Below are 14,931 nucleotides of genomic sequence, written 5' to 3'. Positions count from 1 at the left end.
TATGTAGGAGCTGCCGAAGGCTGCGATCTTTTAAAAGCTACACGCGGAACTGGTCCATCAGTTTCATTTGCTGGGTCGTCAGGCTGTTGAGCTGGCTGCTGATCTGCGCCGATTCAGTGGCCTGCCCCGTCAGGGTTTCCGTGACAGTACGAATCGCCGAGACGTTGCGGTTGACCTCTTCGGCTACGGCGCTTTGCTGTTCGGCGGCGCTGGCGATTTGCAGGTTCATGTCGCTGATCACCGTGACCGCGTCGCTGATTTTGCTCAAGGCCTGGACCGCTTGCTGGATCTGCCCGGCGTTGCTGTGGGCCTGGGTCTGACTCGAATGCATGGTCGCGACCACACCGCGAGTGCCGCTCTGGATGCGTTCGATGACCAGGCGAATTTCTTCCACCGAATCCTGAGTGCGTTTGGCCAGGTTGCGCACTTCATCGGCCACCACCGCAAAGCCCCGACCGCTTTCACCGGCACGGGCGGCTTCGATCGCTGCGTTGAGCGCCAGCAGGTTGGTTTGTTCGGCGATGCTGCGGATCACTTCCAGCACCGAACCGATCTGCTCGCTGTTCACCGCGAGCGCCTCAACTTCAGTCACAGCCTTGCTGACTTCGTCGGCCAGTTGATTGATGTCGCGGGTGCTGCGCTCAATGATCTGCATGCCATCGCGGGCCGACTGATCGGCGCCTTTGGCGGCATTTGCCGCGTTCGATGCGCTGTTGGCGACATCGTGGGCGGTGGCGCTCATTTCGTTGGACGCCGTGGCGACCTGGTCGATTTCGCGGAACTGCACCTGCATGCCTTCACTGGTCTGGCGGGCGATTTCCGAAGACTGGTCAGCGGTGCCGCGTGCATCGGTGATGCTTTGCTTGATCTGCGCGATGGTCGGTTGCAGCTTGTCGAGGAAACGGTTGAACCAGCTGACCAGTTCGCCCAATTCGTCTTTCTTGCTGTAGTGCAGGCGTTGGGTCAGGTCGCCGTCGCCGCTGGCAATCGCCTTGAGCATTTCTGCCACGCTGTTGATCGGCCGGGTCACGCCCGAGGCGGTGAGCCAGATCAGCAGCAAACCGATCAGGCCGGCAATGATCGCCACGACAACGGCTTTGATCGTGCCGCTTTGCTGGGCGTCATCGAGTACTGTTTGCAGCTTCACCGAGTCGGCCAGCAACACTTGCTTGGGCAGGTCGATCACCACGCCCCAGGCCTTGGAATCGGCAATCGGACTGACCGGGTACACCGCGCGAATCAAGTCGCCCTGTTGCAGAATCTTTGGTGCGCCACTGCTGAGCAACTGCAGGACGTCCTTGCCGTCTGCGCCCAGTGTGTCGCCGATGTTCTTGCCGACTTTGCTGGCGTCGACGCTGTAGGCACCCACCACGCCAGTGCCGGAGACGATCAACATGTGCCCGGCGCTGTTGAACAGTTCACGCTGGGAGTCGACCGCCGTCGCTTGCAGCGCGTCGAGGGCAATGTCGATGCCGACCACGCCGATGGACTTGCCATCCACCAGCAACGGTACGGAAATGGTGGTCATCAACATTTCCTTGCCGCCGACCGTATCGGCGTACGGGTCGAGCAGGCAAGTGCGCTTGCTGTCCCGAGGGCAGGTGTACCAGATGTTGTAAGGCGTACCGCTCAAGTTCAGCGTGGTTTTGGTCATGTCCTCTTCGACCATGATCGTGTTGAGGGCTTCACCGCCGGCACGGCTCCAGTACGTGGCGAAACGACCGATCTCGTTGGACTGGCGGGCGGCGTCATTGGCGAACTCGCCGTCCTTGCCGTCCAGGCCATTGGGTTCGAAGGCCAGCCAGATGCCCAGCACTTTGCTGTTGCGCTCGAAGGCGGTTTTCAAACTCAGGTTCAACTCTTCACGCAATGCGCCGGCCTCAAGCGAACGCTTGGCGGCCATGTTGCGCATGTCCTTGATCTGATCCGCCAGGGCGGTCACCACCGTCAAGGTTTCACCGAAGGTCTTCTGCACCCGCACCGCTTGCTCGGCAGCTTTGGCCTGGAGCAGGTTCTGCACACTGTCGGTGAGCATTCTGCTGCTGGAATCGCTGACCAGCTCATCGTTCTGATTGGTCTGGTAGAAGTTCATGCCCACGATCAACGTGACCACGCCGAGCAGGCACAGACCGGAGAGCAGGACGATTTTCAGGCGGATGGACAGTGAGTCGAACATAGGGCGAACTCGCGAAGGAATGAATGGTTGGCTGTGAGCCTTTGCGGCTCGACTCGCCAAATCCATTTAGCGCCATTCAATGCACATCGGCGTGAGGGTGAAATTGCATGAGGGGCATGCCGACGAACGGTCATGGTTGAACGTTTGCGCGGGAAAATGTGCCGAAAAGCGGAGTAAAAACGGGGAAAATCACGGAGCGGATTACGGGTGTTGCGCCAATGATTCCGGTCGCGACCAGATCCACAGATTGCCCAATCCCATCCCGACAATCGCCAGATAAATCGGCCAGCCATGGTCGAGCATCACCAGCATGAGGCCGGCACATAACAGCATGCTGACAGTCGCGCTGATTTTTGCCCGGCGCGCGATGATTTTGCCATTGCGCCAGTTGCTGAGGATGGGGCCGAACAGCCGATGGTTTTCCAGCCAGGCACTCAAGCGTGGCGAACTTTTGGTCGCGGCCCAGGCAGCGAGCAGGACAAATTCGGTGGTCGGCAGGCCGGGAATGACAATGGCGATCAGGCCGATACCGAGGCTGCTGTAGGCCAGCAGGCCGAAGAGAAGGCGGGCGAGTTTTGAGGAGGCGGGCATGGGCTCAGGGAATGGCTTTGAGACTTGATCGGGATCTCGCGAATTGGCACGGTCCCTGTGGGAGCGGGCTTGCCCGCGATAGCGGTGTATCAGTCGACATCAATGTTGTCTGGGCTACCGTCATCGCGGGCAAGCCCGCTCCCACAGGGATTGCATTCAATCAGGCGACTTCCGGGGTAGTGACGTAAGCCTGTTCCAACAACACCGTAAACCGGTTGAACGCATCGATCGCGCCTTTATCCAGCTCGGCTTCTTCCTCTGCGCTGAGTTCCAGCTCATCGAGGGTCCTGACGAAGTTTTTCCAGCCTTGCGCACGACCACCGGCCGGTTCGCCGAGGTGACGGGCACCGAAGGTTTCGCTCAGGCCCAGGCCTACGGCACGTTTGATCAGGAACGCGGCGCCGAGCTTGGAACCCTCGGAGACGAAGAGCCAGCCCAGTGCTTCGGCCTTGCTCGGGTTGTTTACCGCACCGGCGACCGGTGCCGGTAGTTCGGTGTCCAGGTCCGCCAGGTCAGCCTTGGCCGCTTCGGCACGGCAGCGAGCGGGCAGGTCCGGGACGATGGCGGTCAGTTCGGCATCGTTGTACAGCGCCACCAGTTCCGACTGGAACAGGTACTGCGCCACGACGAAGCGGGCGAAGTTGGCCTGGGTTTCAAACGGCGCGTGGGCTTTGACCAGCGCATCGAGTTTGGTGTGGGGCTCGTTGGTGACCTGGTTCAACCGTTGTGAACGCAGGCTTGGGCGTTGTGCGGTGTCCTGAGTAGTCATGACTATTCCTTGGGGGAAAAAGAGGCGCTTGGTAACGAGACGAATAAGCACGGGCCTGACAGTAAAAAAACCTCACTGCGCGGCGATGGAAAACCGCGCGGTGAGGTGAGTCAGGTCAGATATCCCAGATCAGGTTGACCGCGAAGTTGCGACCCGGTTGAGTCAGGCGATCAAGGTTGGCCGGTTGCGTCACCGAGGCTTCGCCGACGCTGTCGTAACCGCGCACGTCATCCCACAGCCAGTATTTCTTGTCGGTCAGGTTGTAGACGCCGCCGCTGACGGTCACGTCGTCGGTGACCTTGTAATACGCGCTCATATCCAGCACACCGAAGCCCGGGGTCTTGAACTGGCTGCTGACGCCGTCCGGCGACTTGAAGTTGCTGTCGTCGACGCGATCCTTGCGCTTGACCAAAGTCCAGCTGAGCAAACCGCCGTAGTTGTCCTGGTCGTAACCGAGGCCGAACACGCCGGTCAGCGGGTTGACGCTGTTGATCGGCTCGCCATTGTCGTTGTTGCGACCGTAGGCGTAAGCCACCGAGCCCTGGGTGTAGAGACCCTGTGGCGCGCCAAAGGCGTCGAGGTTCAGGCGGCCCTTGATCTCCGCACCCTTGATGGTGGCGTGCTTGATGTTGGCGCTCTGGAAGGTCGGTTCGTCATAGCCAGGGGTAACGGCGTCTTCGTTGATGAAGTCGCGGTACTTGTTGTAGAACACCGCTACATCGAACGAGCCCTGCTCGAAGTTGCCGCGCAGACCGGTCTCGTAGCCTTGGCTTTTTTCCGGTTCCAGGTCCGGATTCGGTTCCACACGGTAGCCCGCAGCGGTGTTATCGAAACGCCCGTACAGCGCCTTCGCGGTCGGGGTGCGGAAACCTTCGGCGTACTGGCCGTACCAGGTGTAATTGTCGTTGAAGGCGTAGGTCAGGCCGAACTTGGGCGAGACTTTGTGCCAGGTCTTGTTTTCGTCGCTGACGGTGCCACGACCGTCGGCGGACACGGTGTTGAGGAATTCCTGGGTGATGTCCGGTTTGAGTTCGGTGTAGTCGTAGCGCAGGCCCGGCACGAAGGTCCAGTTGTTCCAGCTGATCTGATCCTGGGCAAACACGCTGTAGGTGTTGATGGTTGGGTCCGGGAAGTCGCTGGACTTTCTCAGCACATCGGCAGCGCTGGTGGCGCCGATGGCGGTGCAGCCGCGACCGATTGCCAGGCACGTACCGTTGCCGCTGCGCGAGCCAGTGACTTTCTGCTGCTTGAGGGTGGTGCCGTAAGTCAGCAAGTGTTCGGTGTCGGCGATGCTGAAGCTTTTATCCAGTTGTGCGTCGAACACCCACTGCTTTTCTTCGTAGAGCGTGTCGCGGGTGCGCAGCACCTTGCGGGTGATCGGGAAGTAGACCTCGTCGGTGCTCTGGTCGGTCTTGGCGATCTGGTGGTTCAGGCTCCACTTGACGTTGTCCACCAACAGGCTGTCGAGGGCGAAGCTGTGTTCCAGGCCGAAGCGTTCACGGGTAATGGTGTCGTTACCGGTACGCGACTGGTACATGCCGCCGGGCAGGACACTGTTGGGAATGGTCGGTGCGCCTGCAAAGTAAGGACCGCCGTAGGCGCTTTTCTGATCGGTGTCGCGATCGTCCTTGTACTTCTCGTAGGTCAGGCCCAGGCGTGCGTCGTCTTTGTAGTTCCAGCCGACCTTGGCCATCACGCTGGTGGTGCGTACGTCTTCCGGGTTGGCGGCGGTGCGCGTCAGGCCGGTGCTGTTGTTGCTGCCGTAGGATTCGGTTTCATGACCATCGCGCTGGCTGTAGTGCAACAGGCCGTCGAACTGATCGGCGCGACCGGCCACAGTGGCGGACTTGAGCCAGCTCTCGTCAGCCGAGCTGTAACCGGTCTTCAGCCGCGCGCCGACGTCCTGGCCAGGCTTGATGATGTCGTCCGGGTCGAGGGTGAAGTAGCTGACCGCGCCGCCGATGGCGTTGCTGCCATACAGCACCGACGCCGGACCACGGAGGATTTCGACGCGTTTGATGATTTCCGGGTCGACGTAGTTGCGCTGGGTCTTGGCGTAAGGGCCGTTGAAGAAACCGTTGGGGATTTCCACGCCATCGATCTGCGTCAGGACCCGGTTACCGTCGATGCCGCGGATGTTGTAGCCGCTGATCCCGCCGCGAGTACCGGCCCCGCCCACCGAAACGCCTGGCTCGTAGCGCACCAGGTCCTTGATGGTGTTGACGTTGTTGCGGTCCAGTTCATCGCGTGTGTGGACGGTGACGGTGCTGGGCACGCTGTTCACGTCCTGCTCGTTACGCGTGGCACTGATGGTCACCTGTTGCAGGTTCAGGGTGCCGGCGGTGGTGCGGCGTTCGAGCACGATGTTGTTGTTGTTGCCCAGTTTGCGGTAGCTCAGGTTGGTCCCCACCAACAGGCGATCAAGGGCTTTTTCCGGCGGCAGCGATCCGCGCACGCCCGGCGACGCCACGCCTTCAGCCAGCTCTGCCGGCAAGCCCACTTGCCAGCCAGTCACGGCGGTAAAGGCGTTGAGCGCCGAGACCAGCGGTTGCGGCGAGATGGCGAACGAGTAGTCGCCCATATTGCGGCTAGGCTGCTCGGCGCTGGCGGCCATGACTGGCGCAGTGCCGGCCATCAGGATGGCGGCGGTCAGCAGCGACAGCACGCGGGACGGTGAAGAGGACTGGCGGGTAAGGCGAGAGGACATCGATAGCGCTCCGTGTCGCACGAATCTTTATAGGTGCTGATTGGCATGGTGAGATGCGAATCAATTGCATTGGCTATAACGAGACGTACGGGGAATGACTATCGAGTAAAAATAATTCTCATTCAGTTCAAAATCACCAGCGCCGGGAATTCCTTCAGCTGTGCCGAGGTGATGTGGGCCAGGGAACGGACCACGTCCAGCGGCTGGTCGAGACGGTAATTACCGGTGACGGCAACATTGGCCAACTGTTCGTTGTTGTTGATGATCCAGCCCGGATAGTAGCGACGCAGCTCTGCGAGCACCTGGTTCAGCGGGCAGTTTTCGAAGACCAGTCGACCCTGAACCCAGGCCAGATCGGTGGCCGGATCCAGTTTGGCCGGGCGATCGAAACCGTTGGGGCCGATGCGGATGCTTTCCCCTGCGGTCAGGCGAATCCGCGCGTCGTCACGGGTGGCGCGCAGGTCGACATCGCCGCGCTGCACGCGCACCTGTGTCACGCCGTCGAGGTAACGCACGGCAAAAGCCGTGTCGCGAACGCTGGCGGTCACCAGGCCTGCATCGAGTTCCAGCGGCTGGCCGCGATGGGGCTGCACCTCGAAAAACGCCTCGCCCTGATACAGCCGGGCTACGCGCTTTTGATCGTTGATGGTGCTGGAAAACGCCGAATTGGTGTTGAGCAGGACTTTCGAGCCGTCCTCCAGTTGCAGGCGCTGGCGTTCACCGACCACGGTCAGGTGATCGGCCTGAAGGCGCATGGGCAGATTGCTGAAGCTGAACAGACCGAGGATCAGCACGGCGGCGGTGGCCAAGGGTTTCCAGTGCGGACGCAGGCGTGACATTACGGTGACTTTGGCGGGGCGCGCAGCCAGGCTTTGCGCGCATTGGGTGACTTGCGGACCGTTCCAGATCGCCTGGGCCTTGGCGAACGCATCGGCATGCGCCGGGTCGGCCGCGAGCCATGCGTGGAACTGGCGAGTCTGTTCTTCGCTCGGGCTGTCCAGCACGATCAGCCAGTCCATAGCCTGGTCCATCGCGTCTGCAGTGGCCTGCGCCGGTGAGGGCGAAGGGGAGCGGTGGGTGTCCGTCACGGTGTTTCCTCGGCAGTGTCTGTGCACGGCTGTTTTTTTAGTGAAGCGCGAAAGTGGGCCAAGGGTAGCCCTGATGAATAAAACCGTCGAGCAGCGGGCGACTCAGTGGCCGTTTGCCCGTTCGGCGACGCCGATGCAGATGGTCATGATCAGTTTCAGCTCTTTCTGCACCGTGCTGAGCGATACGCCGAGTTTTTCGGCGATCTCCAGATAGCTGTGGCCGTGCAGGCGGCTGAGGATGAAAATCTGCTGCTGGCGGGGGCTGAGTTGACTGAGGCGCACGTTCAGACGCTCGAGCAATTGTTCGGCATGGGCGGCGTCCTCGGCACTGCTGGCGGGGGCGGCGACGCTTTCCATCACCTCCGGTGGCACGTCGTCGACCATGGTGCGCGAATGGATGCGTCGCGCACGCAAATGGTCCAGTGCCAGGTTGCGGGCAGTCTGGAAAACAAAGGGTTCAAGGTGATCGATGGCCCGCTCGCTGAGCGCACGGGTCACGCGCAGGTAGGTTTCCTGCAGCAGGTCTTCGGCGGTGCTGTGATTGTTGACCATCCGCTCCAGCGTACGCAGCAGAGAGACTCGCTGGGTGATGAAGACGTCATTGAAGCGCGATTGACTCACGGGAAGACCTGATCCATTTCGAGCGAATGATAATGCTTATCATCCGCTCGAGTGGTCAAGTATTGATTTGTGAAGGTTTATGCGCGGCCCTGTAAATAGGTGGCGTAATCCGGGATCCGGTGCGTGTGCGCCTGATCCATCATCGGGCTGCTGAGCAAGTAATCAGCGCTGCACTCGTTGCACGCCACCGGAATGTTCCAGACTGCCGCGACCCGCAGTAATGCCTTGATGTCCGGGTCGTGCGGCTGCGGTTCGAACGGGTCCCAGAAGAACACCAGCATGTCGACTCGTTGCTCGGCGATGCGCGCGCCGAGCTGTTGGTCACCGCCCAGCGGGCCACTGATCATGCTTTCTACCGGCAGGTCGAGACGTTGTTGTAACAACAACCCCGTGGTGCCGGTGGCGACCAGTTCATGCTGCGCCAGCCTGTCTTTTTTTCGCTCGGCCCAGTCCAGCAAAAACACCTTGCAGTGGTCATGGGCAACCAGGGCGATGCGCTTGCGCACCGCCAGGGTCTTTTGCGTAAAGCTGATACCGATCATCGGTGACTGCTCCGGGCTTACTCAGCGTTGCACAGCGCCAGGCAGTTATCGAGCATGCGGTTGGAGAAGCCCCATTCGTTGTCGTACCAGGCCAATACCTTGAGCAGCTTGCCGCTGACCTTGGTGTGGTTGGCGTCGAAGATCGACGACAGCGGGTTGTGGTTGAAGTCGCTGGAGACCAGCGGCAGGGTGTTGTAGCCGAGGATCTTCGAGTGCTGACTGGCTTGCTTGAGCAGGGCGTTGACTTCTTCGGCGCTGGCTTCTTTTTTCAGCTGCACGGTCAGGTCGACCAGCGATACGTTGATCACCGGAACACGCACTGCCATGCCGGTCAGCTTGCCCGCCAGTTCCGGCAGTACCAGGCCCACCGCTTCAGCGGCGCCGGTCTTGCTCGGGATCATGTTCTGGGTGGCCGAACGGGCGCGGTACGGGTCGGTGTGGTAAACATCGGTCAGGTTCTGGTCGTTGGTGTAGGCGTGGATCGTGGTCATCAGACCGCTTTCGATGCCCAGCTCGCGGTGCAGCACCTGGGCCACCGGGGCCAGGCAGTTGGTGGTGCACGACGCGTTGGAAATGATCTGGTGCGACTGGCGCAGAATGTCGTGGTTGACCCCGTAGACCACGGTGGCGTCAGCGCCTTTGGCCGGGGCCGAGATGATCACTTTGCGTGCGCCGGCCGTAATATGCGCGGCGGCCTTGGCGCGGTCGGTGAACAGACCGGTGCATTCGAACACCACATCAATCTTTTCAGCGGCCCAAGGCAGGTCGGCCGGATTGCGAATGGCACTGACCGCGATACGGTCGCCGTTGACGGTCAGGCTTTCCTGATCGTGCTGGACATCGGCGTCGAACGTGCCGTGAACAGTGTCGTATTTGAGCAAGTGCGCGTTGATTGCGCTGTCCCCCAGATCGTTGATGGCAACGATCTGCAGATCCTGACGGTAGCCCTGGGTATAGAGTGCGCGCAGGACGTTACGGCCAATACGGCCAAAACCATTGATTGCGATTCGAAGAGTCATTTATCAGCGCTACCGTCGTTTTGTTGTTGGAATTACAAGATTATTCGCAAAAAAATAGAAAACAAGCCTTTTTGATGGCAATATTTTGTTCAATCTACAACGAGTGACCTGAATCAACTGGTCCAACCGATCAAGAAAACCGTCTGTCATCCCATCGACACCGGCCTTTGATCAGCATAGACAATCAGGTCGCCACATCCGTTAGCCTGGAGTTCTACACATGCATCCCCGCGTCCTTGAGGTCACCGAACGGCTTATCGCCCGCAGCCGCGCCACGCGTGAGGCTTACCTTGCATTGATTCGCGGTGCGGCCAGCGACGGTCCGATGCGCGGCAAGCTGCAATGCGCCAACTTCGCCCACGGCGTGGCCGGTTGCGGCAGCGACGACAAGAACAGCCTGCGGATGATGAACTCCGCCAACATTGCGATTGTTTCGTCATATAACGACATGCTCTCGGCGCACCAGCCGTACGAAGTCTTCCCTGAACTGATCAAGAAAGCCCTGCGCGAAATCGGCTCCGTCGGCCAGTTCGCCGGTGGCACTCCGGCCATGTGCGATGGCGTAACCCAGGGCGAGCCGGGCATGGAGCTGAGCCTGCCGAGCCGCGAAGTGATCGCGCTGTCCACCGCCGTGGCGCTGTCCCACAACATGTTTGATGGCGCGCTGATGCTCGGCATCTGCGACAAGATCGTCCCGGGCCTGATGATGGGCGCGCTGCGCTTCGGTCATCTGCCGATGATCTTCGTGCCGGGCGGGCCGATGGTTTCCGGTATTTCCAACAAGCAGAAAGCCGACGTGCGCCAGCGTTATGCCGAGGGCAAGGCCAGCCGCGAGGAGCTGCTGGAGTCGGAAATGAACTCCTACCACAGCCCCGGCACCTGCACTTTCTACGGCACCGCCAACACTAACCAATTGCTGATGGAAGTCATGGGCCTGCACTTGCCGGGCGCTTCTTTTGTCAACCCGAACACGCCGCTGCGCGATGCCCTGACCCGCGAAGCCGCGCACCAAGTGACGCGCCTGACCAAGCAGAACGGCAACTTCATGCCGATCGGCGAAATCGTCGACGAGCGTTCGCTGGTCAACTCCATCGTCGCGCTGAACGCGACTGGCGGCTCGACCAACCACACCCTGCACATGCCGGCCATCGCCATGGCGGCAGGCATTCAACTGACCTGGCAGGACATGGCCGACCTCTCCGAGGTGGTGCCGACCCTGAGTCACGTCTACCCGAACGGCAAGGCCGACATCAACCACTTCCAGGCAGCGGGCGGCATGTCGTTCCTGATCCGCGAACTGCTGGACGCCGGGTTGCTCCACGAAAACGTCAACACCGTCATGGGCCACGGCCTGAGCCGCTACACCCAGGAACCGTTCCTCGACAACGGCGAACTGGTCTGGCGTGAAGGCATCACCGAAAGCCTCGATGAAAGCATTCTGCGTCCGGTCGCTCGTGCGTTCTCGCCAGAGGGCGGCTTGCGTGTGATGGAAGGCAATCTCGGTCGCGGTGTGATGAAGGTTTCGGCTGTGGCGCTTGAAAACCAGATCGTCGAAGCACCGGCCATGGTGTTCCAGGATCAGCAGGACTTGGCCGATGCGTTCAAGGCCGGTTTGCTGGAGAAAGATTTTGTCGCGGTAATGCGTTTCCAGGGCCCGCGTTCCAACGGCATGCCGGAGCTGCACAAGATGACGCCGTTCCTCGGTGTATTGCAGGATCGCGGCTTCAAGGTTGCGCTGGTGACCGACGGGCGCATGTCCGGCGCGTCGGGGAAAATCCCGGCGGCGATTCACGTCAGCCCCGAAGCTTATGTCGGTGGCGCTTTGGCGCGGGTGCAAGAGGGCGATATCATCCGCGTCGATGGCGTCAAAGGCACCCTGGAGCTTAAGGTGGACGCCGAAGAATTCGCAGCGCGCACGCCGGCCAAGGGCCTGTTGGGCAACAACATCGGCACCGGTCGCGAACTGTTTGGTTTTATGCGCATGGCCTTCAGCTCCGCAGAGCAGGGGGCCAGCGCCTTCACTTCTGCCCTGGAGACGCTTAATTGAAACTGGCTTTGGTCGGTGACATCGGTGGGACCAACGCACGGTTCGCGTTGTGGAAAAACCAGCAACTGGAAAGCGTCCAGGTGCTGGCGACGGCCGACCACGCCAGCCCGGAAGAGGCGATCAGCCTGTACCTGAGCGGGCTCGGCCTGGCGCCGGGGTCGATCGGCTCGGTGTGCCTGTCGGTGGCCGGCCCGGTGAGCGGCGACGAATTCAAGTTCACCAACAATCACTGGCGTTTGAGTCGCAAGGGTTTCTGCCAGACCTTGCAGGTCGATCAGCTGTTGCTGGTCAACGATTTCTCGGCCATGGCGTTGGGCATGACCCGTTTGCAGCCCGGCGAATTCCGCGTGGTCTGCGAAGGCACGCCGGAGCCGTTGCGCCCGGCGGTGGTGATCGGTCCGGGCACCGGTTTGGGCGTCGGTACTTTGCTCGATCTGGGCGAAGGCCGGTTTGCCGCGTTGCCGGGGGAGGGTGGTCACGTCGACTTGCCGCTGAGCAGTCCGCGCGAAACCCAGTTGTGGCAGCACATCTCCAGCGAGATTGGTCATGTCAGCGCGGAAACGGCGTTGAGTGGCGGCGGGTTGCCACGGGTTTACCGGGCGATCTGCGCCGTTGACGGGCATGAACCTGTGCTCGAAACCCCGGAGGCGATTACGGCTGCCGGTCTGGCGGGCGACCCGATTGCCTTGGAGGTGCTCGAACAATTCTGCTGCTGGCTCGGTCGCGTGGCCGGCAACAACGTGCTGACCACCGGTGGGCGCGGTGGGGTGTATATCGTGGGAGGAGTGATTCCACGATTTGCCGATTTCTTCCTCGAAAGCGGTTTCGCCCGATGCTTCGCCGACAAGGGTTGCATGAGCGACTACTTCAAGGGGATTCCGGTGTGGCTGGTGACGGCGCCGTATTCGGGCCTTGTTGGCGCGGGAGTAGCGCTCGAACAGGCTTGAGACCGTGTCGCCTTCATCGCTGGCAAGCCAGCTCCCACAGGTTTTGTGAGCTACACAGACCCTTGTTGGAGCTGGCTTGCCAGCGATGAAGCCAGAACAGGCAACAAATATCCGAGGTTCATCAGGCATAATCCGCCCCAATTCCAACAACAAGGATGCCTTCGAAGTGAGCTCAGTCAACAAGTCGATTTTGTTGGTCGATGACGATCAAGAGATACGCGAGTTGCTGGACACCTACCTGACCCGCGCCGGGTTTCAGGTGCGTACCACGCCCGATGGCGCCGGTTTCCGCCAGGCCTTGAACGACGAGCCCAGTGACCTGGTGATCCTCGATGTGATGCTGCCGGACGAAGACGGATTCAGTCTGTGCCGCTGGATTCGCCAGCACCCGCGACGGGCGCAGGTGCCGATCATCATGCTCACGGCCAGCTCCGACGAGGCCGACCGGGTCATCGGTCTGGAACTGGGCGCCGACGACTATCTCGGTAAACCTTTCAGCCCCCGTGAATTGCAGGCGCGCATCAAGGCCCTGTTGCGCCGCGCGCAATTCGGTCAGGAGCGCAACGGCGGTGAAGTGCTGGCCTTCGATGACTGGCGGCTGGACATGGTCAGCCATCGTCTGTTTCACATCGACGGTGAAGAGGTGATTCTGTCTGGTGCCGATTTCGCCTTGTTGAAACTTTTCCTCGATCACCCTCAGCAAATCCTCGACCGCGACACCATTGGCAACGCCACCCGTGGCCGTGATTTGATGCCGCTCGATCGCATCGTCGACATGGCAGTCAGTCGTCTGCGTCAGCGTTTGCGCGACACGGAAAAACCGCCGCGACTGATTCGCACCGTACGCGGCAGCGGTTATCAATTGGCAGCCAATGTGATTGCCAGCAATGGTCACTGAGTCCCTGCGCAAACTCGCAGAACGGGTGCCGGTGCCGCGCTCGCTGCTCGGCCGCATGTTGTTGCTGACCTTGCTTGCAGTGTTGTTCGCCCAGACGTTATCGAGCGTGATCTGGGTGTCGCAACTGCGCGCCACGCAGCTTGAAGGACTGGTCACCAGTGCTCGCAGCCTGGCGCATTCGATGACGGCCAGCGTCAGTTACTTTCGTTCGTTGCCGGTGGCCTATCGACCGCTGGTGCTCGACCAGTTGCGCAGCATGGGCGGCACGCGGTTCGTGGTGACGCTCAACGACAAACCGCTCGGAATGGAAGTCCTGCCGATCACCCCGCGCAAGGCTGCGGTGATGAAAGCGGTGGACGAAGTGCTGCGACAGTCCTTGGGTCACGACACTGATATTTCGGTGTCCTTCGTAAGTCCCGAGGATCTGCGGATTTTCAATGCCGGCCTGAAGCTCGATGAGCTGCCACGCTCCTGGGCGCACTACGCGCTGACCCTGGAACCGGTGAACCCGCCCGTGTTGGTCACGCAGATTCAAATGGCACCGGGCGAATGGTTGTATATCGCCTCGTTGCTGCCCGAGCCGTACACCAGTCTTGAAGAGCAAGGCCTGCCGGCGCAGCAGGTGTGGTTCATCGTTCTCACCAGCGGTTTCTTGCTGTTGTTCATCGGCCTGCTGGTGCACTGGCAGAGCCGACCGCTCAAGCGTTTGGCGCGGGCGGCGCGGGATCTGTCGCTGGGCGCCGACGTCGAGCCGGTGGCCGAAGGTGGTGGCAGCGAAGTGGTTGAAGTGGGGCGCGCGTTCAACACCATGCGCGAACGCATCAGCCGCTATCTGACCGAACGTAGCCAGTTGTTCAGCGCGATTTCCCACGACCTTCGCACGCCGATTACCCGGCTGCGTCTGCGCGTCGAATTACTCGAAGACGAAAAACTGCAAGCCAAGTTCGGCCGTGATCTGGATGAGCTGGAGCTGCTGGTCAAAGGCGCGCTGCAATGCGTGAAAGACACTGACATCCACGAGAACATCGAGCCGGTGGATCTTAATCACGTCCTGGATTGTCTGGTGGAGCCGTATCTGGCGCCAAACGGCAACGGCCGCGTGACCCAGCAAGGGCGGGCGCTCGCGGCTTATCCGGGTAAACCGCTGGCGCTCAAGCGCTGCATCGGCAACCTGATCGACAATGCGTTGAAGTACGGGCAGAACGCGCATCTGCACATCGATGACGACGACAGCGCATTTGTCCTGCATGTCGACGATGAAGGACCGGGGGTTCCGGAACAGCGGCTGGAGCAAGTCTTTGAACCGCACTTCCGGTTGGCCGGGCAACAGCAGGGGTATGGGTTGGGGCTGGGGATCGCCCGTAACATTGCCCATAGCCATGGCGGTGAGGTCAGCCTGCAAAACCTGCGTGAAGGCGGGTTGCGGGTGACCCTGCAGTTACCGCGATCAGTGGATTGACACCGACCCTGTGGCGAGGGAGCTTGCTCCCGCTGGGCTGCGCAGCAGTCTCTCATTTGGGGGCGCT

General features: G+C 60.9%; 11 protein-coding genes and 2 pseudogenes. 4 read left to right on the top strand and 9 right to left on the bottom strand.

Annotation, left to right across the window (positions count from 1 at the left end):
* Positions 1 to 37: 37 nt before the first annotated feature.
* The 9 genes and pseudogenes from ACW9JC_RS22905 to gap form a co-directional block, all read right to left on the bottom strand.
* Positions 38 to 565 (bottom strand): annotated as a pseudogene (locus ACW9JC_RS22905) (methyl-accepting chemotaxis protein); the annotation flags it as partial.
* 330 nt (positions 566 to 895) lie between these two features.
* Positions 896 to 1,903 (bottom strand): annotated as a pseudogene (locus ACW9JC_RS22900) (PDC sensor domain-containing protein); the annotation flags it as partial.
* Between the two features lie 474 nt (positions 1,904 to 2,377).
* Entirely contained in the window at positions 2,378 to 2,767 is a 390-nt protein-coding gene (locus ACW9JC_RS22895) for a YbaN family protein (protein ID WP_457457793.1), read from the bottom strand.
* A 160-nt stretch (positions 2,768 to 2,927) separates the two neighbouring features.
* Complete coding sequence (locus tag ACW9JC_RS22890; RefSeq protein WP_457457792.1) at positions 2,928 to 3,536, bottom strand: biliverdin-producing heme oxygenase; 609 nt, start codon at positions 3,534 to 3,536, stop codon at positions 2,928 to 2,930.
* A 115-nt stretch (positions 3,537 to 3,651) separates the two neighbouring features.
* Positions 3,652 to 6,243: a TonB-dependent receptor gene (locus ACW9JC_RS22885; RefSeq protein WP_457457790.1), complete on the bottom strand. Its 2,592-nt coding sequence runs from the start codon at positions 6,241 to 6,243 to the stop codon at positions 3,652 to 3,654.
* A 122-nt stretch (positions 6,244 to 6,365) separates the two neighbouring features.
* On the bottom strand, positions 6,366 to 7,331 hold the full coding sequence (locus tag ACW9JC_RS22880) for a FecR family protein (RefSeq protein ID WP_457457788.1): 966 nt from the start codon (positions 7,329 to 7,331) through the stop codon (positions 6,366 to 6,368).
* A gap of 102 nt (positions 7,332 to 7,433) precedes the next feature.
* Positions 7,434 to 7,952 carry an RNA polymerase sigma factor gene (locus ACW9JC_RS22875; RefSeq protein ID WP_448109103.1) on the bottom strand — a complete coding sequence of 173 codons (519 nt, stop codon included), beginning with the start codon at positions 7,950 to 7,952 and terminating at the stop codon, positions 7,434 to 7,436.
* A gap of 77 nt (positions 7,953 to 8,029) precedes the next feature.
* Complete coding sequence (locus tag ACW9JC_RS22870) at positions 8,030 to 8,494, bottom strand: methylglyoxal synthase (protein ID WP_457457786.1); 465 nt, start codon at positions 8,492 to 8,494, stop codon at positions 8,030 to 8,032.
* 17 nt (positions 8,495 to 8,511) lie between these two features.
* Positions 8,512 to 9,513: a type I glyceraldehyde-3-phosphate dehydrogenase gene (gene gap, locus ACW9JC_RS22865; protein ID WP_150703067.1), complete on the bottom strand. Its 1,002-nt coding sequence runs from the start codon at positions 9,511 to 9,513 to the stop codon at positions 8,512 to 8,514.
* Between the two features lie 220 nt (positions 9,514 to 9,733).
* Here gap and edd point away from each other — a divergent pair, with 220 nt between their 5' ends.
* The 4 genes from edd (at position 9,734) to ACW9JC_RS22845 (ending at position 14,864) form a co-directional block, all read left to right on the top strand.
* Complete coding sequence (gene edd, locus ACW9JC_RS22860) at positions 9,734 to 11,560, top strand: phosphogluconate dehydratase (RefSeq protein ID WP_338582596.1); 1,827 nt, start codon at positions 9,734 to 9,736, stop codon at positions 11,558 to 11,560.
* Positions 11,557 to 12,507 carry a glucokinase gene (locus tag ACW9JC_RS22855; protein ID WP_457457783.1) on the top strand — a complete coding sequence of 317 codons (951 nt, stop codon included), beginning with the start codon at positions 11,557 to 11,559 and terminating at the stop codon, positions 12,505 to 12,507. Before edd ends, ACW9JC_RS22855 begins: the two co-directional genes overlap by 4 nt.
* 166 nt (positions 12,508 to 12,673) lie before the next feature.
* A complete protein-coding gene (locus tag ACW9JC_RS22850) occupies positions 12,674 to 13,405 on the top strand; it encodes a response regulator transcription factor (protein ID WP_338582594.1) in 732 nt (243 codons plus the stop codon).
* A gap of 31 nt (positions 13,406 to 13,436) precedes the next feature.
* Complete coding sequence (locus tag ACW9JC_RS22845) at positions 13,437 to 14,864, top strand: ATP-binding protein (protein ID WP_445177322.1); 1,428 nt, start codon at positions 13,437 to 13,439, stop codon at positions 14,862 to 14,864.
* Positions 14,865 to 14,931: the final 67 nt, after the last annotated feature.

The sequence above is a fragment of the Pseudomonas sp. SDO5591_S426 genome, assembly GCF_054070755.1.
This window is presented reverse-complemented; position numbering and strand designations above follow the sequence as displayed.

Excerpts from the sequence above, each read along its gene's own strand:
- ACW9JC_RS22895 (WP_457457793.1), bottom strand. The coding sequence starts at position 2,767 with ATGCCCGCCTCCTCAAAACTCGCCCGCCTTCTCTTCGGCCTGCTGGCC.
- ACW9JC_RS22890 (WP_457457792.1), bottom strand. The coding sequence starts at position 3,536 with ATGACTACTCAGGACACCGCACAACGCCCAAGCCTGCGTTCACAACGG.
- ACW9JC_RS22885 (WP_457457790.1), bottom strand. The coding sequence starts at position 6,243 with ATGTCCTCTCGCCTTACCCGCCAGTCCTCTTCACCGTCCCGCGTGCTG.
- ACW9JC_RS22870 (WP_457457786.1), bottom strand. The coding sequence starts at position 8,494 with ATGATCGGTATCAGCTTTACGCAAAAGACCCTGGCGGTGCGCAAGCGC.
- gap (WP_150703067.1), bottom strand. The coding sequence starts at position 9,513 with ATGACTCTTCGAATCGCAATCAATGGTTTTGGCCGTATTGGCCGTAAC.
- edd (WP_338582596.1), top strand. The coding sequence starts at position 9,734 with ATGCATCCCCGCGTCCTTGAGGTCACCGAACGGCTTATCGCCCGCAGC.